The 22,917-nt window shown below is 70.9% G+C and carries 17 protein-coding genes and 4 pseudogenes; 12 read left to right on the top strand and 9 right to left on the bottom strand.

Annotated elements, in window-relative coordinates; translation table 11 throughout:
* Nucleotides 1-105 precede the first annotated feature (105 nt).
* Together ENC19_RS08065 and eccE are read right to left on the bottom strand one after the other, a co-directional pair.
* Nucleotides 106-492 (bottom strand): phage holin family protein, encoded by a 387-nt coding sequence (locus tag ENC19_RS08065; RefSeq protein WP_164446481.1) that lies wholly within the window; start codon nucleotides 490-492, stop codon nucleotides 106-108.
* A gap of 45 nt (nucleotides 493-537) precedes the next feature.
* Complete coding sequence (gene eccE / locus ENC19_RS08060) at nucleotides 538-2,418, bottom strand: type VII secretion protein EccE (RefSeq protein ID WP_281602384.1); 1,881 nt, start codon at nucleotides 2,416-2,418, stop codon at nucleotides 538-540.
* A gap of 240 nt (nucleotides 2,419-2,658) precedes the next feature.
* Here eccE and ENC19_RS31315 point away from each other — a divergent pair, with 240 nt between their 5' ends.
* Nucleotides 2,659-2,979 carry a WXG100 family type VII secretion target gene (locus ENC19_RS31315; protein ID WP_164446783.1) on the top strand — a complete coding sequence of 107 codons (321 nt, stop codon included), beginning with the start codon at nucleotides 2,659-2,661 and terminating at the stop codon, nucleotides 2,977-2,979.
* Nucleotides 2,980-3,004: 25 nt separating this feature from the next.
* A complete protein-coding gene (locus ENC19_RS08050; protein WP_164446478.1) occupies nucleotides 3,005-3,298 on the top strand; it encodes a WXG100 family type VII secretion target in 294 nt (97 codons plus the stop codon).
* A gap of 38 nt (nucleotides 3,299-3,336) precedes the next feature.
* Here the strand turns inward: ENC19_RS08050 and mycP are convergent.
* A pseudogene (gene mycP, locus ENC19_RS08045) lies at nucleotides 3,337-4,580 on the bottom strand (type VII secretion-associated serine protease mycosin).
* 151 nt (nucleotides 4,581-4,731) lie between these two features.
* Between mycP and ENC19_RS31735 the strand changes: the two are divergent.
* From ENC19_RS31735 to ENC19_RS08030, 3 genes and pseudogenes are all read left to right on the top strand, one after another.
* Nucleotides 4,732-5,730 (top strand): annotated as a pseudogene (locus ENC19_RS31735) (SseB family protein); the annotation flags it as partial.
* 672 nt (nucleotides 5,731-6,402) lie between these two features.
* Nucleotides 6,403-7,611 (top strand): annotated as a pseudogene (locus tag ENC19_RS31730) (SseB family protein); the annotation flags it as partial.
* Complete coding sequence (locus ENC19_RS08030) at nucleotides 7,608-7,973, top strand: hypothetical protein (protein ID WP_164446477.1); 366 nt, start codon at nucleotides 7,608-7,610, stop codon at nucleotides 7,971-7,973. The pseudogene ENC19_RS31730 and the gene ENC19_RS08030, both read left to right, overlap by 4 nt.
* A gap of 3 nt (nucleotides 7,974-7,976) precedes the next feature.
* On the opposite strand, the gene ENC19_RS08025 is transcribed toward ENC19_RS08030, so the two are convergent.
* Together ENC19_RS08025 and ENC19_RS30890 are read right to left on the bottom strand one after the other, a co-directional pair.
* The gene (locus ENC19_RS08025; RefSeq protein WP_164446476.1) at nucleotides 7,977-8,909 is read right to left on the bottom strand and encodes an alpha/beta fold hydrolase; all 933 of its coding nucleotides are present in this window, start codon (nucleotides 8,907-8,909) and stop codon (nucleotides 7,977-7,979) included.
* An 88-nt stretch (nucleotides 8,910-8,997) separates the two neighbouring features.
* On the bottom strand, nucleotides 8,998-9,129 hold the full coding sequence (locus tag ENC19_RS30890; protein WP_268967984.1) for a hypothetical protein: 132 nt from the start codon (nucleotides 9,127-9,129) through the stop codon (nucleotides 8,998-9,000).
* A 692-nt stretch (nucleotides 9,130-9,821) separates the two neighbouring features.
* Here ENC19_RS30890 and ENC19_RS08020 point away from each other — a divergent pair.
* From ENC19_RS08020 to ENC19_RS08010, 3 genes are all read left to right on the top strand, one after another.
* Nucleotides 9,822-10,694, top strand: a complete 873-nt coding sequence (locus tag ENC19_RS08020) for a hypothetical protein (RefSeq protein WP_164446475.1) — start codon at nucleotides 9,822-9,824, stop codon at nucleotides 10,692-10,694.
* Nucleotides 10,695-10,950: 256 nt separating this feature from the next.
* On the top strand, nucleotides 10,951-12,555 hold the full coding sequence (locus ENC19_RS08015) for a hypothetical protein (RefSeq protein ID WP_164446473.1): 1,605 nt from the start codon (nucleotides 10,951-10,953) through the stop codon (nucleotides 12,553-12,555).
* A 103-nt stretch (nucleotides 12,556-12,658) separates the two neighbouring features.
* The gene (locus ENC19_RS08010; protein ID WP_164446472.1) at nucleotides 12,659-13,105 is read left to right on the top strand and encodes a hypothetical protein; all 447 of its coding nucleotides are present in this window, start codon (nucleotides 12,659-12,661) and stop codon (nucleotides 13,103-13,105) included.
* A 301-nt stretch (nucleotides 13,106-13,406) separates the two neighbouring features.
* On the opposite strand, the gene acs is transcribed toward ENC19_RS08010, so the two are convergent.
* Nucleotides 13,407-15,395 carry an acetate--CoA ligase gene (gene acs / locus ENC19_RS08005; RefSeq protein WP_164446471.1) on the bottom strand — a complete coding sequence of 663 codons (1,989 nt, stop codon included), beginning with the start codon at nucleotides 15,393-15,395 and terminating at the stop codon, nucleotides 13,407-13,409.
* 456 nt (nucleotides 15,396-15,851) lie between these two features.
* Between acs and ENC19_RS08000 the strand changes: the two genes are divergently transcribed.
* A complete protein-coding gene (locus ENC19_RS08000; protein WP_164446470.1) occupies nucleotides 15,852-16,598 on the top strand; it encodes a Fic family protein in 747 nt (248 codons plus the stop codon).
* Nucleotides 16,599-16,669: 71 nt separating this feature from the next.
* Here the strand turns inward: ENC19_RS08000 and ENC19_RS07995 are convergent, their stop codons facing one another.
* A complete protein-coding gene (locus ENC19_RS07995; RefSeq protein WP_164446469.1) occupies nucleotides 16,670-17,476 on the bottom strand; it encodes an HAD family hydrolase in 807 nt (268 codons plus the stop codon).
* A gap of 408 nt (nucleotides 17,477-17,884) precedes the next feature.
* Between ENC19_RS07995 and ENC19_RS07990 the strand changes: the two genes are divergently transcribed.
* Nucleotides 17,885-18,361 carry a hypothetical protein gene (locus ENC19_RS07990; RefSeq protein ID WP_164446468.1) on the top strand — a complete coding sequence of 159 codons (477 nt, stop codon included), beginning with the start codon at nucleotides 17,885-17,887 and terminating at the stop codon, nucleotides 18,359-18,361.
* Between the two features lie 43 nt (nucleotides 18,362-18,404).
* Here ENC19_RS07990 and ENC19_RS07985 read toward each other — a convergent pair whose 3' ends face one another.
* Both ENC19_RS07985 and ENC19_RS07980 read right to left on the bottom strand, forming a co-directional pair.
* On the bottom strand, nucleotides 18,405-19,334 hold the full coding sequence (locus ENC19_RS07985) for a hypothetical protein (RefSeq protein ID WP_164446466.1): 930 nt from the start codon (nucleotides 19,332-19,334) through the stop codon (nucleotides 18,405-18,407).
* A 133-nt stretch (nucleotides 19,335-19,467) separates the two neighbouring features.
* Nucleotides 19,468-20,355 (bottom strand): VHL beta domain-containing protein, encoded by an 888-nt coding sequence (locus tag ENC19_RS07980; protein WP_235944543.1) that lies wholly within the window; start codon nucleotides 20,353-20,355, stop codon nucleotides 19,468-19,470.
* A 263-nt stretch (nucleotides 20,356-20,618) separates the two neighbouring features.
* Here ENC19_RS07980 and ssd point away from each other — a divergent pair.
* Together ssd and ENC19_RS07970 are read left to right on the top strand one after the other, a co-directional pair.
* A pseudogene (gene ssd / locus ENC19_RS07975) lies at nucleotides 20,619-21,721 on the top strand (septum site-determining protein Ssd).
* Nucleotides 21,718-22,917 carry a TadA family conjugal transfer-associated ATPase gene (locus tag ENC19_RS07970; protein WP_164446465.1) on the top strand — a complete coding sequence of 400 codons (1,200 nt, stop codon included), beginning with the start codon at nucleotides 21,718-21,720 and terminating at the stop codon, nucleotides 22,915-22,917. The pseudogene ssd and the gene ENC19_RS07970 overlap by 4 nt, the downstream one beginning before the upstream one ends.

The following is a 22,917-nucleotide window of genomic DNA, read 5'->3' as shown; positions in this document are numbered from 1 at the left end:
TGGCCGTTTCCGCAGCCAATTCCCGCGATATGGCCGGCGCGACCGCCCTGCCGGGGTGGCCACCGTCGGGCGGCGACCACCGGCAGGGTCGGTGCCGTGTCGCGGTCAGTCGCGGTCGAGGATGGCGCCGAGGATCCAGGTGACGATCCCGACGAAGAGCGCGCCCAGCACCGCGGCCGGCCAGAAGCCGTCGACGTCGAAGGGCAACCCCGCCTGATCCGCGATCCAGCCGGTGAGCAGGAACAGCAGACCGTTCACCACGAGTGCGATCAGACCGAGGGTGAGCAGGTAGAAACCGCAGCCGACGGTCTTGATGATCGGCTGGAGCACCCCGTTGACGACCCCGAAGATGACCGCGACGAGGATCAGGGTCAGGATCGTCTCGGAGATCGACTCCGTGTCGAGCGAGATGCCGGGAATGAGCAGTGTGGCCAGCCAGAAGGCCACCGCCGTGGCGCCGACCCGGATCAGTAGACCTTTCAGAAAACCCATGGCGGGCATGGTGCCACGGCGGGCGCACGGGCGGAACCCGCGAGATCATCCTGCTTGGTCGATGGCTCGGACGTCGATGAGCTGCGCCTCGATCGGGGTGCGGGCGAGCAGGGCCCATCGCAGGGCGCGTCGGTTGACCACCGCGAGCATGTCGTGCCGGATGCGGGTCAGCGACTCCGCCGCGTCGCCGAGCCCCAGTGCGTTGCCGGCAACGGTGGCTTCCGCCCGGCTGAGCGGCTGGAAAACCGCCAGGTCGGCCCGGCCCAGCGCGTCCGCGTCGGCCGGGGTCAGCACGTCGCGGACCAGTAGCGTGGTGTGCCAGGCGGTGCCCGGTCGGGGACCGGTCGGCGGTGGTGCGTCCAGCACCACGAGCACCGGGGCGAGCGGCGTCCCGGGCTCGTTCGTGACCGGGCGGCCCGGTGGTACCAGCGGAACAGGCCTGCCCGGCGCACCGGTGCCCCGGACGAACCGCGCCCAGGCGTGCGGCCGGGCCGTCTGGACGATCACCCGGGCACCGAGTGCCATCGCGCGCACGGCGACCAGTTGGGCGGCGGGCACCCCACCGACGAGCATCAGCCGGGTGCTCTCCGGCCGGAACAGCCGGACGGTGACGGCGTCGCCGTGCCGGTTGACGCCGAGCATCAACCCGGCGGCGCCGAACGGCACCTCCCGCACCAGGTTCGCGGCACCGTACGGCGCCACCCGCTTCGGGTTCCCGGCACCGGTCAGCAGTGGTGTCCCGGGCCGGGCCAACGGCAGCGTTCCGGCGAGCCCGTCCAACTGCCGGCCGTCGAGCCGTTCCACCGGCACGCCCTCGGCGACCGCCGTCCGCCGCAACTGTCGGGCCGCGTCGGACAACTCGGCGGGTGTTGCCGCGGCCAGCCGAACGAGCAGCCCGCTCGCGGTCGGCCGATCCGTCCCGGCGTGCAGCGAGACCGTGATCGCCGTCGCCGGCAGCGTCCACAGCCGGGGCACGAGTGCGGCCGGCTGCCCGCCCGGCCAGCCGCTCAACCAGAAGGTGGTCTGCAGTAGGTCGCCGCAGCGGACCGCCTGCCAGGACTCCCGGACCGGACGTCCGTCGTGGTGGGCGAACTCGGCGAGCACCCGCCGGATCGGTTGCTCGCCCATCGGGCGCACGGTCAACGGTCGCAGCCGCCGGACGATCCGTCGCACGGTGCCTGCCAGGGCGTGCCGCAGCGCCTCCTCCGGCCAGCCGCCCGCCCGCGACACCCGCACCGCCAGCACCGCCCGTTCCCGCCCGGCCAGCTGTCCGTCGGTGAGCTGACGGTACGAGACGGCCGCCGCACCACCGCCGGCACCGACCGCCGGTGCCGGCGTACCGGTCAGGAGAAGTTGTACGCGTACCGGCGGCCCCGGATCGGTCTCCGCCGGGAGCAGCGACGCGGGCGACGGTAGCGGCTGCTCGCGGTCACCGAGCAGGTCGGCCGGATCGCCGATCTCCAACAGCGCCACCAGGCCGTCCGGGTCGTCCAGCACGGCGGCGGAACCGTCGCCCAGCTCGACGGAACCGATGACGGTGTCGGGGTTCACCAGATCGAGCAGCTCGGTCGGGCCGTCGTCGGGTCTGGTCGCGCGCCGCCGGGCCAGGAAGCCGACGCCGATGACCAGCCACTCGTGCAGCCATCGTCGGCGGACCCGGCCCCAGGTCACGGTGAGCAGCACGGCTGCCGCGAGTGTCGTGGCGGCCGTCGCCAGGTGACCCCGGCCCGCGACCACGACGATTGCCGCCGCCACCACCTGGGTGGTGACGATCTGCCCGGACCTCAGAGGGGTCGAGTGCCACCGAAGCCCGGACCGTCGCCGTGGCCCGGTGGGGCGGATCCGGCGGGCGGAGCCGGACGACGGGTCGTCGGAGGGTTGACGGCCGGCCGTGTCAGGGCGGGTCGGGGTGAGGGTCGCCGCCACCGTGCCCTCCCTTCGGCCGTCACCGATCGCGACATCGACGACGCCCATGGTAGTTACCGGCGATCGAGCGCGTTATCCACAGGGGAGCGAGGTGGGGTAGCAGAACCGCGACCATGTAGCTACTCTCAGCGACGAGTTCTCGTTGGCCCATCCCGCGTCGTGCTCCCCCTCCGGCGTCGTGGGTGGTGCGTTTCCCGCCGCAGGGCCAGCCACGACCGAGGAGACGAGGTGACGTCCAAGGTGTCCCAGACCCAGGCAGAGGCCGCGGTGATGCAGCAGACCGCGGCGAAGTTCGAGCAGACAGACCAGTCGTTGCAGTCGATGCTCAGTGGACTGCTGGTCCAGCTGGAGATCCTCCAGCAGGCCTGGCGCGGGGCTGGTGGCCGATCGTTCGAGCAGGTCAAACGGAAGTGGGCGGAGGATCAGGCCGGGCTTCACCAGGCGCTGCGGGAGACGGCGGGGGCGATCCGCACCGCCGGCACCCGGTACGACGTCTCGGACACCGAGGCGGCTGCCCGGGTGGCGGCCACCAACCGTGGCGGCATCCAACTGCCGCTCTAGCCCACGACGCAGGGAGAAGAATCCGATGGAGCACGGTGTGCTGGTCGTCAACTTCGCCGCGCTGCAACAGGCCAGCGCGGACATTCAGCGAGCGCTGAACACGCTCGACGGGCAGCTCGGCCAGTTGGAGCGCGACGCGGCACCGCTGGTGGCCAGTTGGTCCGGTGCGGCACAGCAGGCCTACGAGCAGCGGCAGGCGCGGTGGCGAAACGCCTCGCAGGACCTCCAGGCGATGTTGCGGGACATCAAGCTCGCGGTCGACGAATCCGCGGCCGACTACCTCGACACCGAGAAGCGGAACACCAACCTCTTCCAGTGAACCGCCACGCACAGACCACGGGGTGACGCCGGCCGGCGTCACCCCGCGTCGTGGCCGTGGTCGGCTGGACGCCACCGTCGGCGTACCCCTCGGGGCACCACCACCGCGGCCAGCACGACGGTGACCACCAGTGGCACGCCCGCGCCGGCGAGCAGCAGTGCCCGGTTCCGTGCGTCACGTCGACGGTCCTGCTGTGCCAGCAGCGCCGGATCGGGTCGGTCGTCGGCAAGCCCGGTGACCGGCCGCGCGTGCCTCGGCACCGCCCCGGTCTCGGTCACCGCCCGGTACGGATTGAGCACCCCCGCCCCGTACCCGTCGCCGGGAGCCGGATCAGCGGTGGCGACGATCCGCCGGGCCACCTCCTGGGCCCCGAGGTCGGGGCGGTACTGACGCAGCAGGGCGGCGGTGGCGGCGACGAAGGGTGCCGCGTAGCTGGTGCCGGCGGCACTGCGGTGACCGTCCCCGGAGCGGCGACCAGCACGTCGAGGCCGGGAGCGACGAGATCCACGTGCGTGCCGGTCGGCGAGAAGTCGGCCCGCCGCCCGTCGGCGCCGACCGCGCCGACCCCGAGCACCCCGTCGTAGGTGGCCGGGTACGGGTGTCGTTGGCCATCAGCGGGCCCGTTGCCGGCGGCGGCCACCACGACCACGTCCCGGCTGAGCGCGTACGCGACCGCGGCGCGGACCACGGGATGGTCGGCGTAGAGCACCACGGAGAGGTTGGCCACGGCGGCGCCCTGGTCGACCGCCCAGCGGATGGCCCGGCCGAGATCCACGGGCGTCGCGGTGCGTCCCGTCCCACGTCCGTCGACGACCTGCTGTTCACTGACCCGGATCGGTAGTATCCGGGCCCTGGGTGCCAGCCCCTGGAAGGCCGTCCCGTCGCGGGGCGCCGCGGCGATGATGCTCGCCACGCCGGTCCCGTGCCCGACACAGTCGAGTCCGCCGTCGCCGCCGACATCGAGCAGGTCGGTGCCGGGGAGCACCCGCCCGGCGAGTTGCGGATGGGTCCGGTCCACGCCCGAGTCGACCACCGCCACGGTCACCCCAGCGCCGGTGGCCAGTCGGGCGAGCCGCCCCGGGGCGTACCGTTGCTGCGCCCAGGGGGCTGCGGAGATCGGCCCGGCCGGAGCCGGTGGCGAAGCGCAGGCGGGCGCGGCGTGGGCCGGATCCACCGCGACGGCCGTCATGGGGCCGGCCAGCAGGACTGCGGCCAGAACCGCCCGAAGGACGCCAGGTGGGCGCCGACCACCTCGCTGGCGCACACCGCGCGTCCGGTACATCGACCGCCTCCGTATCGTGTCGACACCGAGACGGGATGTTATCGGTTGCTGGTGAACCGGGCGGGCCGCCGACGGCCTGACATTGTGATCTTGCAATCACCTTGTAGGTTGTATCCGACACCTATGGCTGTGCCCGGGAGGAGGGGTGGCCGTGACCGACTGGGAGCCGGCCACCGGGGCCGAGGCGGCGATGCGAGACGCGCTGCACGGCAATGACCAGCAGCTTTACTTCCGGATCTTGTCCGGTGTCGAGCTGCTGCTGCCGGTCTCCGCACAGGCGGCCGCTGGGCGGACACCGGTGGGCTGGGGCACGTGGACAACCGGCGGCCGGACGCACGTGCTGGCGTTCACCTCCGCCGAGGCGATGCGGGCCTGCCTCGGTGAGCACGCCGGGCCCAGTCGACGCACCGGATACGCGGAACTCGCCGCGAGCTGGCCGAACCACGAGTGGTGGCTGGCGGTGAACCCGGGCCTGCCCATCGAGGGCTACCTGCCCGCCTGGTACGTCTCCCAGCTGTCGCGAGGCGATGTCCGGTTGCCCGGCCGTACGGTGGGTGCCCGCGCCCGGTTGGAACGCGTGGAGGCGCTGAACCGGGCCCGCGACGCCGCCGCGGCGTCGTCCGCCCCGGCGACGCCCAACCCACCCTCCCCGCCGCGATCGCCGGGTCCGGTCCGACCGACACAGCTCTCCCCGGCACCACCGGTGGTGCCGGCGGCCTTCCACCTTCCCGAGGTGCCGCCGACGGCGTCGAGCACGGTCGCCCGCCCCCGCACGGACTCCGCCGACCGGTCACCCGGCCTCGCTGCCCGCCCGGCACCACCCGACAGCGGTGGGATGGGACGCCGACGCCCAGCGGCCGGGTGGTCTGGTGCTGCCCGGCCCGACGGCGCCGGCACCGTGGGCGGCGTGCCGCCACGGCGGCCGGTACCGGGCCGGAAGGAGGAACCGACGTCGGGCGGGCCCGGGTGGCCCACCGCGCCGGACCGGTCCGGCGCGCCCGCCAACGGCGGCCCGGCCGGCTCCGGCCCCGAGCCGACGGGTCAGCGATCCTTCTTCGAGCCGGCGAACGGTCGCTCGCCGCATCGCGGCGACCGCCTCGCCGACCGGGCGGCACCACCGTCGCGGTTCCGGGGCGGTCAGCCGTTCCCCGCCGGGGCCCGGCCGGTGAGCAGCCTTCCGACGGGCCGACCCGCGCTTTCGTGTTCAGCGAGGACGACCAGGCCACCGCCCGGACCCGTGCCGTCCCGCACGAGGAGACGACCCAGCCGCTGCCACCGCCCGACGGGCCGGTTCGGCCGCTGCGGGTGAGCACCCCCGTCGGTTGGGCGGCTCCGGGTGGCGGTGATCCGACCGCCGGTGGCGGTGACCCGACCGAGGCGCTGCCCCGTCGTCAGCCGGAGGAGGAACAACCGACCTCGGCGGCCGAGCCGGTCTCCGCTCCCCCCGCGCCGCGCCGTGGCTTCACCCCGATCGTCATAGAGGGCACCATCATCGAGGCCCGGGACCTCACCCTGACCAACGGCCACCCAGGTCAGCCCGGCGGACCAAGCGGCGACGGGGACCGGTCCGCGACCGGGGCGGGCGCGACGTCGGCTCGTCCGGCACCGGCGGACGCGAAGGTCGCGAGCAGACCAGAACCGCCGGTCGCCGATCCCGAGCCGACGGCTGTCGATCCCGAGCCGACGGTACGCTTTCCGACCCCGCCCGGAGCCGACGGTGGCGGCAGCCGAGCCGACGGTGGCGGTGCCGGCAGCGCCGCCCGAGCCGACCGTCCCGGTCCGGACGGTGACGCCCGAGTCGACCGTCCCCGGACGATCGGCGATGCCCGGGTCGACGGCCGCCGCTCCGACGGCCGCTCCTGCACCGCCGCGCCAGGACCAGACGGATGCCGGCGTCGGAACGGCGGCGCCGGTCGCCACCCGCCCGGCCGGCCCGGTCACGGAGAGCCCGTCGCTGTTCACGCCGGTGTCCGCGGCGGCCACGCGAGCACCCGCAGCGTCCGAGTCCCCGGTTTCGACGTCCACGTCCGCTGCGCCCACCGCGCCGCCCGCCGATCCGCCCTTCCAACCCGCCAACGAGGTGGAGGAGGACCTGCACGGTGCCGCGGAGGCCGGCAGCACGGACACCTTCCTGTCCACGTTGCTGTTGGCCCGGGTTCTCATGCCGGTGGCGGCCGACTCCGCCCCCGGAAGCCGTCCCGGCGATCCGGGCTTCGTCTGGCCGGCCGTGCAGTTGGACGGGCAGACCTTCGTGGTGGCCTACACCTCTCCGCAGCGCCTCGCCGACCACACCGATCCGGCGGCCGAGACGGTCCAGGTCCGCTTCGTCCAGCTCATTCGGAAGTGGCCCGACCTCTCCTGGTCGTTCGCCGTCAACCCGGGCACCCCGGTGGGTGCGAAGCTGCCCGGTGAGCAGATCGTCGGGCTGGCCAACTGGGCCGCCGAACTCGGCCTCGGCGACGACGCCGAGGGTGAGCCCGAGCCGAACGTCGAGGCCCCGGCACCGGCGAGCAGTCCACGGCAGGCGGCACCGGCGGGTGACCTGACCCGGCCGATCGTGATGCAGAAGGCGATCGCACCCAGTCAACTCGGCTACTACCTGGAACGGGGCTACGACCGGGTCTCCGGGTTCGTCCACCGGGCGAGCGAGCTGGCGCATCTCACCACCCCGGCCGCCCTCTACCAGGCGCTCGGCCTCAACCACCCCGAGTCGCCCTTCGCGCCGGACGCGGAACAGATCTACGTGCTCCGGTGGCCGGCGTACCGGCCGAGCCTGTACCGCATTCCGTACGGCGGGCAGAACGAGGCGGCCATGCGGGCGATGGAGGGTTGGGTCATCGAACGGCCCCCGTTCCGGGGCAACGGCTTCGCCCCCGGTGAAGGCAGCGACGTGCTGGCCGAGTTCAAGGTGGACAGTGTCCGGCTGCCGCACGGCGCGCAACTGGTCCGCATCGACGCCTCGGGTAGCGAGCGACCGGTCGCCGTGCTCGACGCCGACACGCTCTCCTGGCGGGAGGTCGGTGAGCGGTGATGCGCGACGGCTACGTGGCGCGCTGGCGCGGGCGGGAGTTCCCGGCCAGCCCGGACGGCAGCGAGGTCCGGCTTTACCAGCCGGAGGCGACCGAGGGTTTCACCGAGGTACGCCCCGGCCGGCACGTCCGGGTCGTGCCGGCCGGCGAAATCGAGGAACTGGTGTACGTCCGTACCACCTGCACCTGGAAGGGACAGCCGTTCATCGTGCTGGCCGAGCACGACGGGTGGCTGCGGGTCGAGTACACCGGTGGCCGTTGGCCGGTCGCGCAGGCGATGCGGCTGGAGGCCTTCGACTTCGGCGTCTACCAGGGATGGGCCCCGGTCGGCGAGGTCACCGACGTACGCGAGCAGCGGGTCTGAAGCTCAGGACTTCGCCCAGCGGAGGACCTCGCCGAGCACCAGTTCCGGCATCTCCAGGTGGGGAAAGTGCCCGACCTCGTCGAGCAGCCGCCACTCGTACGGTGCGCTGACGTAGCGCCCGGAGCCCTGGGCGGTACGCGGCAACGCCGCCACGTCCCGCGCCCCGTGCAGTTGCAGGGTGGGCGCGGCGAGCGGTCGCTGCATCAGCTTCACGAACCGGTAGCCGTGCAGCCGCAGCACCGACCGGAACGCCCACCGGTAGCCCTCCAGCGCGCAGAAGGCGGCCTGCGGGATCCGCATGGCCTCCCGGTAGCGCCGCGCGTAGTCGGCGAAGTCCGCGCCGGTGACCCAGCGGTGGCCGCCCCAGCGGCGCAGGATCTCCTCCACCGCGCGGCCGTTGTCGCGGGTGAGGAGGTGTTCGTACCGGGGCAGCTGGAATCTCAGCGCCGGGGTCGACGCGGCGAACTGACCGCGCGGGTCGGCGAAGATGGCCGCCCGCAGCCGCAGCGGATGCGGGGCGCCGAGCACCACCAGGCGACGCACCAGGTTGGGGTGGAACGAGGTCGCAGTCCAGGCGATCATGCCGCCGGCACCGGTGCCGACCAGGGTGGCCGAGCGCTCGCCGAGCGCCCGGATCAGCCCGGCCACGTCGGCCGCGAGGGTGTAGCCGTCGTACCCCCGGGGTGGTTTGTCGCTGGCGCCGTAGCCCCGCAGGTCCATCGCGACGGCGCGGAAACCGGCGTCGGCGACCGCCGGGAGCATCCGGTGCCAGGCCCACCAGTGTTCGGGGAAGCCGTGCAGGAAGAGCACCATCGGCCCGGTACCCGCCTCCACGACGTGGAAGCGGCTGCCGTTGGCACCCACGAACCGGTGCGTCCACGGCCCCTCGGTGAGTACGCAGGACTCGTCGACGGCCTCGTCACGCTGCTCGGTCATGACGACAGCCTAGGACCCCGACGCCGGTGGCCCGGTTGGTGCCGTCGGCGCGGGGTGCCCGGCCGACCCCGCCGAGGGGCGCGGACGGTCAACCGACCGGGCTCATCTTGAGGATGCTGACCGGGATTCCCGGACCGCAGTCCACCCCGTCCGCCGCCGGGGCGGTGGTCACCCGCACCCAGGCGCCGGTGGCGAAGGTGCCCTTGTCGGTGCCGTGCATCGCGTACTCCCGGCCGTCGTCGGTGACCAGGGTGTAGCAGGGGCCGCTGCCGCCCCGACTGAGCCGGCCGGCCAGGACGTTGGCCTTCCTTGTGGCCGTCCGTCGAGGGTGAGCCGCTTCAATCAGCGGTTGCGAGCCGCGGGCCGTATAGGGATTGGCGGTCCGACCGGCGCGTCCTTGTCGGACGCCCAGCCCAGGCCTAACGCCTTGCATCGCCGTCGGCTTCGACACCGACCGTGGACCCTGCCGCTGCATGTCCGCTTCGCGGACCTGCTCGGCCTGCCAGCGGTGCGTCAGCAGCCTCTCCTGTTGGATCCAGTCGTTTCGAAGGACTCCGCGATGCCCGTCTCCGGTCGATGCGACGTCCTCATCACGGGCATGTCGGCACACCACCTCCATGGACGCGACCCATGCCCGAGCCCGTTTCGCAATCGTTACCGGTCACTGACGGTGATCCCCGAGGTGAAAGAGGGGGTAAATCGGTCAATGTCGCTAACGCAGGGTGCCGAACCGTCGACCATGTCTGCCGGTCGCTTAACGTGCTCAAAAGTGGGGCATCGCGCGGAACTCGGTACTGTTACATTGTGCGTACCTTATCGATCTGCCTTAATGGTGGTCGGGATAATCGACCCGATGTGGCGGCACTCGAAGGTTGTCTTATTCGTTGTACCGAGTGAACGGGGTAAAAAGTCGTGACCAAAAAGAAGGCCAGATTATCTGGCATGATAGGAATCCTTGGAACGATGGCGCTCGTTGGGGCTGTTGCGCCGCAGGCGCCGGCTGCGGCGGAGTCATCGGATCCGGGAATTGTCACGATCGTCGACCAGCCTGGAGTTGTCACCGTTACGATTCCCGACCCCAAGATCAAGGACAAGGGGCCGGCGGCCGTCGCACCCGAAAACGGGGACACGCCTCAGCCAGACTCCGGACCCGGCCAGGCAGAGCTCTCGGACGAGCCCGCTGTCGATTATGACCCGGAGTACCAGCCAGATCCTGAGGGAGCCTCGGCGGCCAGTCGAACGGGTGGTGCCTATTCAACCCTATCGGCTTATGTCGGAAACAACTCTGCAAGCCATTGCAGTATCAATTTCCCCCCGTGCAAGTTCAACATCTACAAGTCGGCGAGTCGCACCATCACGCCGCCGGGCGGTAAGTCGGGGCTTCTCAAGTCCTATGGCAAGGCTCTCGTTGACGTCTACACCATTACGGGTTGCTGCTTCACGAAGGCCGACTACTACAACACCACGTCTTATTCACAGTGGGGCGGTACGTCGCCCTACAACGCCACCAGCATCAAGCACCGGGATGTCTGGGACATTGACTACTTCGCGTTGAGTTGGAGCTTCGGTGGCTCTCCTTCTGGGACCGTCAACCACGGCAGCGGTCGGATCTCGTACTCGAACACCGTGAAGAACACGTGGAGAGTCAACCACAGTGTCCAGCACGTGTACCTTAAGGTGAGCTCGGGCCGGGTTAGCAAGGTTAAGTACGAGGTGCACGGTTCCTACGGCTTCGGCAGCAACTTCTACACGACGGATGCCTACAGCAGCGTCGCCCTGCCTTAATCGACGGATGAGTAGAGTAACAGCTGCGGGTCTCGGCCTCATCGGGGCCGAGACCCGTTGCATTGCCAAGAAAGCCAGGGCGAGATAACTGATGCGAGACGGCCACAAAAAAGTCGCTAAGCGATGCTCTTTGATGGTTTCGGCGATACTTGTTGCGTCCATCACTGCCTGCTCAGGTAACGCCGTCGGCCCACCAACCGCTGTCGACCCCGCTTCGCCCCCCGCAGTCGTAGGCGCTGTCGACCGTGCTACGACCGTGGTAGCACCGATCAAGACGAAGGAGGATGTGGCGGATCTCCTATCCGATTCCTTCGTCATAGGGCCTGGAAGCAACCACTATTTCGTCGACGATGCGTGGAGCGAGGCGCGTTCACCGTTCTCCCTATATGAAACGTATTGGCAGTTGAGGTGGCGTGACGGCCGCCCCCCACCGGGCGTTGATCCAGTCAGAATCGGGACCTGGGTGCAAGTGGCTGCCAGGAATGGACTTGGTTCCTCGCCGCTTCAGCAGGTCGCCCAAATCAGTTACGCCGCCGGTATCGCCAAGTACCTGAACATTCGTCTGGACCCTCAGTTGACGGCGGCCAAGCTGGAGACAATGCGGGACGGGGATCTTTATGCTCCCGACCCGGGCGCTGGTGGAACGTGGGGCAGTACGGCAGCAGCCGTGCGCGCGATGAGAGACGTCGGTCTGCCCGTACCCGACGCGACCCTACGCCAAGCGGGTGCCAAGTTGTCTGGGCTGTCGACGACGCTTACTCCTGAGGAGGCTGTCTCTACCGCTATACCTTTGCTGGAAGTGGTCGGTGCCGGTCGCAGCGGAAACGATTCGAAAGAGGACGAGCTCCGAGTGTCCGCTGCCGTTCTCAGCATTCTTAACGCTATAGAACCCTCATCAATCGACATTTCCTGGCTGGGTGCGCGGTACCAGCTTGATTCTGTGCGATCCAGCTTGGGACAGCCGCGCACCTCGCTGCGTCCGGAGACCTGCGCCAAGCTGGTCACCTCAACGGGGACCGTAACTCTGCCCAACCGGGTGGACGCTGATACCCAAGGCACCTTCTACGCTCGTGAACTGGGATGTCGGACTGTCATCTCGCAGATGGACCGACCGTACACAAGAGCGGGCTGGGTCCTGGGATCGGCTGTCGACCCCTACGAGACGCTGGCAGCAACTCACGCTGCGCTCGCTCTCGCGGACCTCGTGGCTGGTGACGCCGCGTTTGCGAACAGGCTCGGCGACAGTGTCGAACAGTTGTGGACGCCGATGCTGAAGGACGCTTCGCTGCCGTCGACCGCTCACCCTCTGGCATCTGCCCGCCTCGCCCGGGTTGCCGATATCGCCGATGTTTCGGTGACGGTCGAAAGTAACACGTCGAGCAAGCCGAGTGACCGATACGAGCTCGTTGACGTGCTTGTTGCGAACGCGATCGGTGGCGAGGAGCAGCGGCGGGTGGACGAGCTGGCTCTGGCACAACTCCAAGAGGGTGGTGGTCCGGAATCCATGGATGTTGCTGCCATGCTGGCCATCATAGGTGGGCATCTGCACGACAAGGCGGCGATGGCACGGGCAGCCGTTATCGCACGGCAGAATCGCATCGTGGACACCCTGTATGGAATAGGCCCTTGCGAAGAACGGCAGACGTGCGCCTCGGCTGAGCCCTCGATTCCTGCCTCGGCAATTGGTAGCTGGATTGAACGGAGCCACGCTGCTCCCCGCCACCGCTGGGAAGAGAAGGGCATGTGCGACGGATTTCTCTGCTCGGACGGTGCGCAGGATGGTGCCTCGCTCGGCCAGATCTATCTCGCACTCGCCTGCGACAAGCCGGCTTGCGGTGGACGCTTCCCATTGATGATCTGAGACGGACGAGAGGACGTGCGGGATGATGAGCGCCGTGGGGCGTGTCGCCTTCGGCCTTGCTGCGGTACTAGCTGCCGTATCGGGCTGTTCCAAGGATTCCCAGATGAGCGGCCAGAATCAGGATGGTGGTCAAGAAAGGTGGTCGGCCGTGGTGGCATCGGTTGACCTTCCCGGCGGTCGTGAGGTGTCCCTCCAGACCGCTGCCGGCGGAACCGAGCAGGAAACCAAAGTCGGCTCATCTCGTTGTTGGCGGATCAGCGAGGTCGCCGACGACGGCACGGAGATCGCGACAACCTCCGCATGCCATGGCCTGGGTACGACAGCAGCCGCCCGGGTGTTCGGCGTCGTCGTTGTTGCCAGTCCTTGCCGGACTCAAGTCTCGGTCAAGGTGGACCACCCATCCGACCTTCCGGTAGTTCGGGATGTCTTCGACGGGTTTTTCCTGGTGCCACCAGCGCTCGTGTCGGAACTAGATGACATGATCACGTTCTCTTGCCTCGACGAAAGCGGTGGCGCCGGCGAACCGATGACGCTCGACGTTGTCGACTGAAGGGCGCATTGCAGAGTATCGGTCAGGAGTCGCAGCCCCCGCCCGCTCGATTCCCGCCACGTGGCCCTGCTGCTGCCTACGCTGCCCCTCCGGCAACATGAGTGGGCGCGTACCCCAAGCGGGGCCCGGACGAAGTGTGCGCAGTGTCCGGGCCCCGCCGGGCCCCGCCGGTCGCCGCCTTGAGGCAGCCAGGTCAGGGCCCCGGGCACGCCAGGCGACAGGGTGCAGTGGTGGGCGTCTGATGCGAAGACGGGGTGACCGTCCTCGCGGACGGTCACCCCGTCGGGTCCTACGTCTGCCGTCAGTCCTCGTCGGACTTGCCGCCGCTCATGCCGGAGGCGATCAGGTCCATCACGGACGAGTCCTGCAACGTGGTCACGTCGCCCAGCGAGCGGTTCTCCGCCACGTCCCGCAGCAGCCGACGCATGATCTTGCCGGACCGGGTCTTCGGCAACTCCGGCACCAGCATGATCTGCCGGGGCTTGGCGATCGGGCCGAGCGTCTTCGCCACGTGGTTGCGCAGGTCGGCGATGAGCTGCTCACCGGCCTCGCCGGAGATCTCGGTGCTGCCCCTCGGGATGGCGAACGCGACGATCGCCTGCCCGGTGGTCGGGTCGGTGGCGCCGACCACCGCCGCCTCCGCCACCGACGGGTGCGACACCAGCGCCGACTCCACCTCGGTGGTGGAGATGTTGTGCCCCGACACCAGCATCACGTCGTCGACCCGGCCGAGCAGCCAGACGTGCCCGTCGTCGTCCTTCTTCGCGCCGTCACCGGCGAAGTAGATCCACGGGCCGTCGCCACCGGCACCCGCGCCGAACCGCGACCAGTACGTCTCGATGAACCGGTTGTCGTCTCCCCAGATGGTGCGCAGCATCGACGGCCACGGCTCGCGCAGCACCAGGTAACCGCCGCCGCCGTTGGGCACCGACTGGCCCTGGTCGTCCACCACGTCCGCGACGATGCCCGGCAGCGGCGTCATCGCCGAGCCCGGCTTGGCGGCGGTCACCCCCGGCAGCGGTGAGATCATCATGCTGCCGGTCTCGGTCTGCCACCAGGTGTCCACGATGGGCAGCTCACCCCGTCCCACGTGCTGCCTGTACCACATCCAGGCCTCGGGGTTGATCGGCTCGCCGACGCTACCGAGCAGCCGCAGCGAGGAGAGGTTGTACTCGGCCGGGATCTCCTCGCCCCACTTCATCATGGTGCGGATCAACGTCGGCGCCGTGTAGAGGATGGTCACCCGGTACCGGTCGACGATCTCCCAGAAGCGGCCCTTGTGCGGGGTGTCCGGGGTGCCCTCGTACATCACCTGGGTCACCCCGTTGGCGAGCGGGCCGTAGACGATGTAGGAGTGACCGGTCACCCAGCCGATGTCCGCCGTGCACCAGTAGACGTCGGAGTCCGGCTTGAGGTCGAAGACCGCGTACGAGGTGTACGCCGCCTGGGTCAGATAACCGCCGGTGGTGTGCAGGATGCCCTTCGGCCGGGCGGTGGTGCCGCTGGTGTAGAGGATGAACAACGGGTGCTCGGCGTCGAACGGCTGCGCGGTGTGCTCGGCCGACGCCTGCTCCACCGTCTCGTGCCACCAGTGGTCCCGCTCGGACCAGCCGACCTCCTCGCCGGTGCGCCGGACCACCAGAACGTGCTCGACCGACGGGCAGTTCGCCACCGCCTCGTCGACGGTCGGCTTGAGCGCGGACGGCTTGCCGCGCCGGTACCCGCCGTCGGCGGTGATGACGACCTTCGCCGAGGCGTCCTGGATCCGGTTGGTGAGCGCGTCGGCGGAGAAGCCGCCGAAGACCACACTGTGCGTGGCGCCGATCCGGGCACAGGCCAGCATCGCGACCGCGGCCTCCGGGACCATCGGCAGGTAGATCGCCACCCGGTCACCGGCGGTCACCCCGAGATCGGTGAGTGCGTTCGCCGCCTGGCAGGTCATCCGGTGCAGGTCGGCGTAGGTGAGAGTGCGGCTGTCGCCGGGCTCGCCCTCCCAGTGGATCGCCACCTTGTCACCCCGGCCAGCCTCCACGTGCCGGTCCAGACAGTTGTAGGCCACGTTCAACTGCCCGCCGACGAACCACTTCGCGAAGGGCGGCCGGGACCAGTCCAGCACCTCGTCCCACTGCCTGGTCCACGCCAGCCGGGACGCCTGACGCTCCCAGAAGGCGAGCCGGTCGGCCGCCGCCTCGGCGTACGCGTCCGCGGTGACGTTGGCGTCGGCGGCGAGTTCGGCCGGCGGCGGGAACTGGCGCGTCTCGTTCAGCAGATTGGCCAATGCCTCGCTCATGCCGGCACTCCGCTTCGCTCCGTGCCGCCATGAGGCACCAGCGCGCCGCGTTGATGATTCGCTCGCTGACGCTCGCTCATGCGGTGACTCCTCGTTGCTCGGGTGACCTGGGTCTCTCCCGGGCAGGTTAGTCGCGGCGGCCGAGCGAGGCGACCGATCCCCGACGCGCCCGTCGCTCAACGGCCCCTCCCACGCGCCGAGGTGCAGGGCAGGTCTGCCCTTCTCCGCCGGGGCACGTGGCGTGGGCGTTCGATCGGTCACGGGTTGCGGCATGTCGGGCCTTCCCGTCGGCGTGAAAGCCCGACATGCCGCATGTCGCGACTGCGCCCCTCCCGGCGCGGCCCCCGGCGCGGCCCCGGTCGGGCGGGTGGTCTCCGCCAGGCCGGGTGGGTGGCGGGGCTCGCGTTGCCGGTGACTCCCGCCCGGGGCCGTCGGCATCGTCGCTACCGTGTCGGGGTGACCGCCGATCCGCTCGCGCCGCTGCTCGACCTCGCCGACATCGCCGCCGCCGTGGAGCGTGCCCGCGACCGGTTCGACCGGGCGCTGGGCCACCGGGCGCTGCGGCGCCACGGCGGCCAGGTCGCCGCCGAGGTGAGCCTGCGCTCCGCGGTGGCCAGCGCCGGGCTGGAGGGTCACCACCACGAGCGGGAGACGGTACGCGCCGGCACCGTCACCGAACCGGTGCTCCAGGGCGCGCTGCGGGTGGCCGGCGCCCTGCCCGGGCTCAGTGAACTCTGGCCGAAGGCCCCCCGGCAGGTGCTGGCGAAGCTGCACGTGCTCGCCGCCCGCGAGGTGGTCGCCGAGACCGCGCTGGGCCGCCCGGTCGACGATCCGGTGGTCGCCGCCCGGCTCGACGCCCTGGCCACCCTGGTGGCCGGCGGTACCCGGGTCACTCCGCTGGTGCTGGCCGCCGTCGTACACGGTGAACTGCTCAACCTGCGCCCGTTCGCCGGCCCGTCGGGCGTGGTGGCCCGGGGCGCGGCCCGTCTCGTGCTGCTCTCCACCGGATTCGACCCACGTGGACTGCTCGCCGTCGATGTCGGGCACCGGGAACGCGAGCCGGAGTACGTGGGCGCGGCCGGCGCCTTCGCCACCGGCACCCCGGACGGACTGCGATCCTGGCTTCGCCACTACATGTCGGCCGTCGAGGTGGGCGCCGACCAGCTCACCGCGATCGGCGACGAGATCCTGGCCGCCGCCTGAGCGGGTACCGAAGATCCATCCGATGGTGGTGCCCGGTGGCTGTGCCCGCGGTGGTGCAGCTCGGGGCGCGGTCAGGCCGGCGAGGCGGAGGCGCGGGTGCGGCGATGCCGGCCGTACCAGGCGATGCCGATGGCCACCCCGACACCGACGCCGAGCGCCGCCGCGGCGACCGGCACGGCGGGCCGCTCGCGTAGTCGCCGCCCCAGCGGCACCGGGTGCCGGAACTCGAGCACCGGCCAGGCGTTCTCGACGGCCAGCCGGCGCAGCTGCCGGTCCGGGTTGACCACCGACGGATGCCCCACGCACTCCAGCAACGGGCGATCGCTGTACGAGTCGGAGTAGGCGTACGAGTCGGCCAGGTCGTAGTCCCGGGCGGTGGCGAGTTCGCTGACCGCCTCGACCTTGCTGGGACCGGCGGCGTAGAACTCGACCTCGCCGCTGTATCGGCCGTCGACCACGCCCATCCGGGTGGCGATCACGTCGGTCACCCCGAGCAGCGCACCGATGGGGCGCACCATCTCCTCGCCCGAGGCGGAAACCAGCACCACGTCCCGGCCGGCGGCCTGATGCTCCTCAATCAGCGCGGCGGCCTCCGCGTACACGTAAGGGTTGATGAGTTCGTGCAGCGTCTCCGCGACGATCTGACGGACCTGCTCCACCGGCCACCCCTTACACAGGGTGGCGAGATAGTCACGGGTCCGGGCCATGGTCTGCTCGTCGGTGCCGCCCAGCCGGAACATCAGCTGCGCGTACGCCGACTTGACCACGTCACGCCGAGTGATCAGGCCGTCCCGGTAGAACGGCCTGCCGAACGCCAAGGCACTCGACTTGGCGATGACGGTCTTGTCCAGATCGAAGAAAGCGGCACTTCGGCCCACGGCGCGAAAGTCTAGCCCGATGGTCTATCGTCGGCGGGTGCCCGGGGGCTGAAGAGCGCTAAGACCTGCGGGCCGACCCCCACCCGCCTGCGAACAGTGACCGTGGTCACACCCAGCGAACAGGATTTCGCAGGGAGTGGAGGCTACACCACTCGACGTACACAGGTCCGCTCAGGCAGACTTGGTTACAGCACAGGCATTCATATCTCGTACAACCGGCAGACTCTCGGCGGTTGCACCCCCCGTGACCGCTGAGCGGGTTCGGCTCGACCCCCCCCGGAGCCGAACCTCCGACGACCCCCGTCTCCCCCCGACGGGGGTCGTCCCTTTCCTCTCCCGTTGCCGGCCCAGGTGAAGGCGTGTCTGTCGAGTGGCATACCCTCCCGAAGCTGTCGCTGGGGAGGCACGATGAACAGAACCATTGCTCGCCACGGAGCCGGCGCGCTTGTCGCCTGGGTGGTCTTCGTGGCACAGACGCCCGTCATCTACGCCGGACTGCTCGTGTACGCGTCGAGCACCACTGGAGATCTGGGTGGCCCGCTCGCCGGGCCGGTACTGTGCGCTTCGTTGGCGTGTCTGGGCGTCGCCCTGGTGCCGCTGCTGTTCGTGCCGGCGGGCTGGATCGGTGAGATCGCCTCGAGAAGCGGACGGCTGTCCGTGAAGCTACTTGTCGCGTTCGCCGTCGCCGCAGTGCTGGCGATGCTCTACGTGGCCGGCATCGCGGTCCTGACCGACAAGCCGACGGTTGCCGGCACGTTGTTGGCGTGCGGGGGCGGCGCGGCCGCTGTGCTTGGTCCTACTGCGGCGTATGTCCTGATCGCCCATCGCAGGCTGAAGACGGGTTCGGTCCAGCGGTCGACTTCTTCCACACCGCCCCGGCGGTGAGGCCGGGCCGCCCAGGCGTCACCGCAGTGGCCGGACTGTTCCGTCAGCGCGGGTGGTAGACGACCGCGCGGCTCACACCCCAGACCGGGCGGATCGAGGCCGCGATGTGGCCCCGGTCATCGAGGTCGACGACCTCGCCCTCCGTACTGATCCCGGCGAGGCTGAGGTCGTGCAGCACGCCGCGCCGCCACAGCGCCGGGCGCTCGCTTCCATCGGTGGCCTGGGAACTGGCCAGGATCTCGCCACGGTTGTTGATTGCCCGCAGCCGGGTGAAGCTGCCGCCGAGGGTGCCGACGTCCAGGGCGCGTCCGTGCCGCCAGAGGATGCCGCGTTCGGACTGGTCGGCCGAGAACTGCCAGCCGATCGCCCAGCCACGGTCGTTGAGGGCGTACGTGTTGCTGCGGTTGAAGGGGCCGGCGCCGAGGTCGGTGACCCGGCCACGGTGCCACCGGGCGGCGTGGAAGCCGTCCGGTACGGACACTCCGCCGGCGACCTGGCCGCGCTCGTTGATGTCGGACACGTCGCCGAGGGGCAATGGCCGGGGACGGCGGTTCGTCCACAGGACAGGGCCCGCGTCGGTGTGACCGACGACCTGGCCGCGGTCGTTGATCGCCACGGGCCGGCCGGACGGGCCGCCCAGCGGCCGCAGGACGCCGCGATGCCAGACGTACGCGCCGGAGCCGTCGTCGCGGACGCCGACGACCTGACCTCGGTCATTGACATCGGTCGGGCTGAAGTCGCCGAGATTGATCATCCGGCCTCTGCGCCAGAGGAATCCGCGGTAGATGCCATCCGCGCCCTGGGCCCGGCCGACCACGTCACCTCGGTCGTTCATGGCGGTGGCGTAGCTGCTGTCACCACCGAGCGTGCCGAGGTCCACCGCGCGGTAGTCGGTGCGGGCTGGGGAGACGGCGGCTGTGGGTGCGGCCGTCAGGGCGGCTGTGAGGAGTGCCGTGGCGAGGATGGATGGCATGGGACGGCTCCCTCCGGAGCGTGGCCGGCGAAAGGTGCGCCAAGCGTAGGCGCGTCCCGCCGCTCCGTCAGGGTGCTGTCACCTAGCGGACAGCCTCACCGGACGCTACGCACGACAGTCGCTCGCACGAGGGCTACCTGATCACGGCTCGGCCTGAGGTACGCATCGGTTCGAAGCAGACCAGGGCGCGGCCCCGGTGGTCGGTCACCACCCAGGGGTGCCCGACGTACGTGTGCTGCCGGTACGACTCGCGCGGTCGCAGCACGGCGTACTGCCTTCGGTGCCCACGGTGGTCCAGCCAGTAGACGATCACCGATCGCTGGCGGGAGTTCACGAATTCGATGCTCGTCTCGCTGCCGCCGCTGACCGAACGCAGATCATGTTCCCGCCATGCAGGTAGCGGGGTCAGCTGCGCCGGCTCGGGCGGTCGGGTGGTCGGTGGCGGGCCTGCCGACCGGCTCGGCGTGGGAGTCGGTCGGGCGCTCGGCCTGGGCGGCACGGTCGGCGAGGCGGGGCGGGTGGCCGACGGGGCCGGTGTCGCCCGCCGACTGAGTTGCGGCCGGGAGGAGGAGACCCCTCCGACGGATGACGAGGCTGCCGGTGCGGATGGCGACAGCGCGCCGGCGGAGGCGACACCGTCCAGGTTGGACCCGGGGCCACCCGGTTGCGGTGGGACCCAGTCCGACGGCACGTCCGGTGCCGCGACGGTCGGGGGTTCAGCCGCCGGCCAGAGCGTGGTGAGCAGGAGACCGAGCGCGGCGGCGGCGAGGCCAGCGAGCATCAGCCGGTGCGACATCCGGCCGGGAGCGCGGTGGGCGGGCTCGAGGGCGACGGCTGGCTCGCGTACGGGCGGAGGTTCGGTGACCGGGCCACCGTCGCCTGCGGTCGGTGCCGGTGGCAGTGCACGTGGAACCGGACGCGCCGACAGTTGTCTGGCGCGGGAACGCGGGTCGAACAGCCAGGGGCCGACCCGCAGCCTCGGCTCGACACGGGGTTGTTCGTGATCTGGCGACTGAGTCATGACCTCGATCCGGCGAGGAATGCCGTCCGGCCGACGGCACAGGACGTCGATTATGCGTGGTGCACGTCACGTCCCGCCATGGGTGGTGGGGGTCGAGACAGGTGCGATGTGCGGCCCGTCCATATAACAGATCAACGACCGTTGTGGGCGTTGTCCACAGAACGCTTCGTTGTCCACAGGCCCGCCGTCTGGGGCGGCGTGCGGGGCGGCAGCGGCGGCAGGGTTCGAGCCAGTGAACCCGCGCTGACCGCCTGGAGGCCGCGATGCCATCCCGTACCTCCGTCCCACCGGACCGGCGCCTGCCGCTGGTCGTCACCTCGGACGGTGACCTGCTCGACGACCTGCTTCGGCTCGCTGCCGCGGGCGGAGTCGAGGTGGAGGTCGCCGCCGATGCGGCGGCCGCCCGCACCCGCTGGCGGCCAGCCCCGTTGGTCCTTGTCGGCAGTGACCAGGCGCAGCCCTGCCTGCGGGCGCGGCTACCCCGACGAAGTCGACTCGTCCTGGTGGGTCGGTCCGGCGACGTCGAGTCCGGCTGGCAGGTGGCCGAGCTGCTCGGTGCCGAACACGTCGCCGTGTTGCCGGCGGCCGAGCCGTGGTTGGTGGACCGGTTCGCCGACTGCGGTGCCGAGGGTGGGGCCTCGGCGCACGCCCGAATGGTCGCGCTGGTCGGTGGTCGCGGCGGAGCCGGTGCCAGCATCCTCGCCGGTGGTCTCGCCGTCACCGCCGCCCGGGCACGGCTGCGTACTCTCCTGCTCGACGCCGATCCGCTCGGCGGCGGCCTGGATCTCGTGCTCGGCTGGGAGCAGATGGAAGGGCTGCGCTGGCCGGCGCTGACCGGTGCCGACGGACGGGTCGACGCACCGGCCCTGGTACGCGCGTTGCCCAGCCGGGGCGATCTGGTGGTGCTCTCCTGGGACCGTGGCGACCTGATCGCGGTGCCGGCCGAGGCGGTGGCCGCCACCCTGGACGCCGCCCGGCGGAGCCGGGACGTCGTGGTGGTCGACCTGCCCCGCCAACTCGACGACGCCGCGGTGACCGCTCTGCAGGCCGCCGACCGCGCGTTCGTGGTGGTACCCGCCGAACTGCGGGCGACCGCTGCCGCGGCCCGGGTGGTCACGGCGGTCGCCCCGCACTGTCGTGACCTGTCGGTCATCGTCCGGGTCCCGCTCCCGGCCGGCTGCGCGCAACCGAGGTGGCCAGAGCACTCGGCCTGCCGCTGGCCGGCTCGCTACGGCCCGAGCCAGGGCTGTGCCGTGGGCTGGAGCGGGGTGAAGCCCCGGCGGCCGGTGGGCGCGGCCCGCTGGCCGAGCTCTGCCAGCGGATCGTCGCCGAACTCACCGGGCAGTCTGTGGCGGGTGCGGCATGACCGGGGAGAACCTCGCGGCCCGGGTACGGCAGCGGATCGCCGCGACCACCACGCCGGTGACCCCGGCCGCGATCGTCTCCGCGGTACGCGCCGAGCCTGATGCCGCCGTGCTCGGTGACAACGCCCTGCTGCGGATCGCCGACCGGGTCCGTGACGACCTGGTGGGTGCGGGCCCGCTCGCCGTGCTGCTGACCGACCCCGAGGTGACGGACGTACTGGTCAACGGGGCGCGGGTGTGGGTCGACCGGGGGCAGGGGCTGCACCAGGTGCCGGTGCCGGTGGGCACGCCCGACGACGTTCGTCGACTCGCGCAGCGGCTCGCGGCCGGAGCCGGTCGTCGGCTGGACGACGGTTCGCCATGCGTCGACGCCCGGCTGGCCGACGGTACGCGGCTGCACGCGGTGCTACCGCCGGTGGCGACCGACGGGCCCTACCTGTCGTTGCGTACCTTCCGGCAACGGCCCTTCACCCTCGACGAACTTGTGACCCAGGGCGCGGTGGCCCGGCCGGTGGCGCCGGTGCTCGCCGCCGTGGTGGCGGCCCGGCTCGCCTATCTGGTGATCGGCGGCACCGGCTCCGGCAAGACGACCCTGTTGAACACGTTGCTCGGCCTGGTGCCGACGACCGAGCGGATCGTGCTGGTCGAGGACGCCGCCGAGTTGCGACCGGTGCACCCGCACGTGGTGGGTCTGCAGACACGAACGGCCAACGTGGAGGGTTCGGGTGCCGTCGGCCTGAGCGAGCTGGTCCGGCAGGCGCTGCGGATGCGACCGGACCGGCTGGTGGTCGGCGAGTGCCGGGGTGCGGAGGTGGTCGACCTGCTGGCCGCTCTGAACACCGGGCACGAGGGTGGGGCGGGGACGCTGCACGCCAACACTCCGTCGGACGTACCGGCCCGGTTGGAGGCGCTCGGGCTGCTCGGTGGGTTGCCCCGTCCGGCGCTGCACGCCCAGGTGGCAGCGGCGCTCCAGGTGGTGTTCCAGATCCGCCGTACCCCGCAGGGCCGCGTGCTGGAATCCATCTGCCTGTTGTTGCCGGAAGGACCCGAGCGGCTGGTCGCTGCCGTTCCCGCGTGGATTCGTGGTCGGGGGCTCGGGCTGGCGGCCCGGGCGCTCGGCACGCTGATCCGCAACCGCGACGTGCCGGTGCCGCCGATTCTGTGCGAGCCCTGGCCCGCGCCGGCGGTGTCGTCATGA

The sequence above is a fragment of the Verrucosispora sioxanthis genome (genome assembly GCF_010560025.1).
Lineage (GTDB): Bacteria > Actinomycetota > Actinomycetes > Mycobacteriales > Micromonosporaceae > Micromonospora > Micromonospora palythoicola.
Note: the sequence above shows the minus strand (reverse complement) of the source record. Positions and strands in the feature narration are given on the sequence as shown.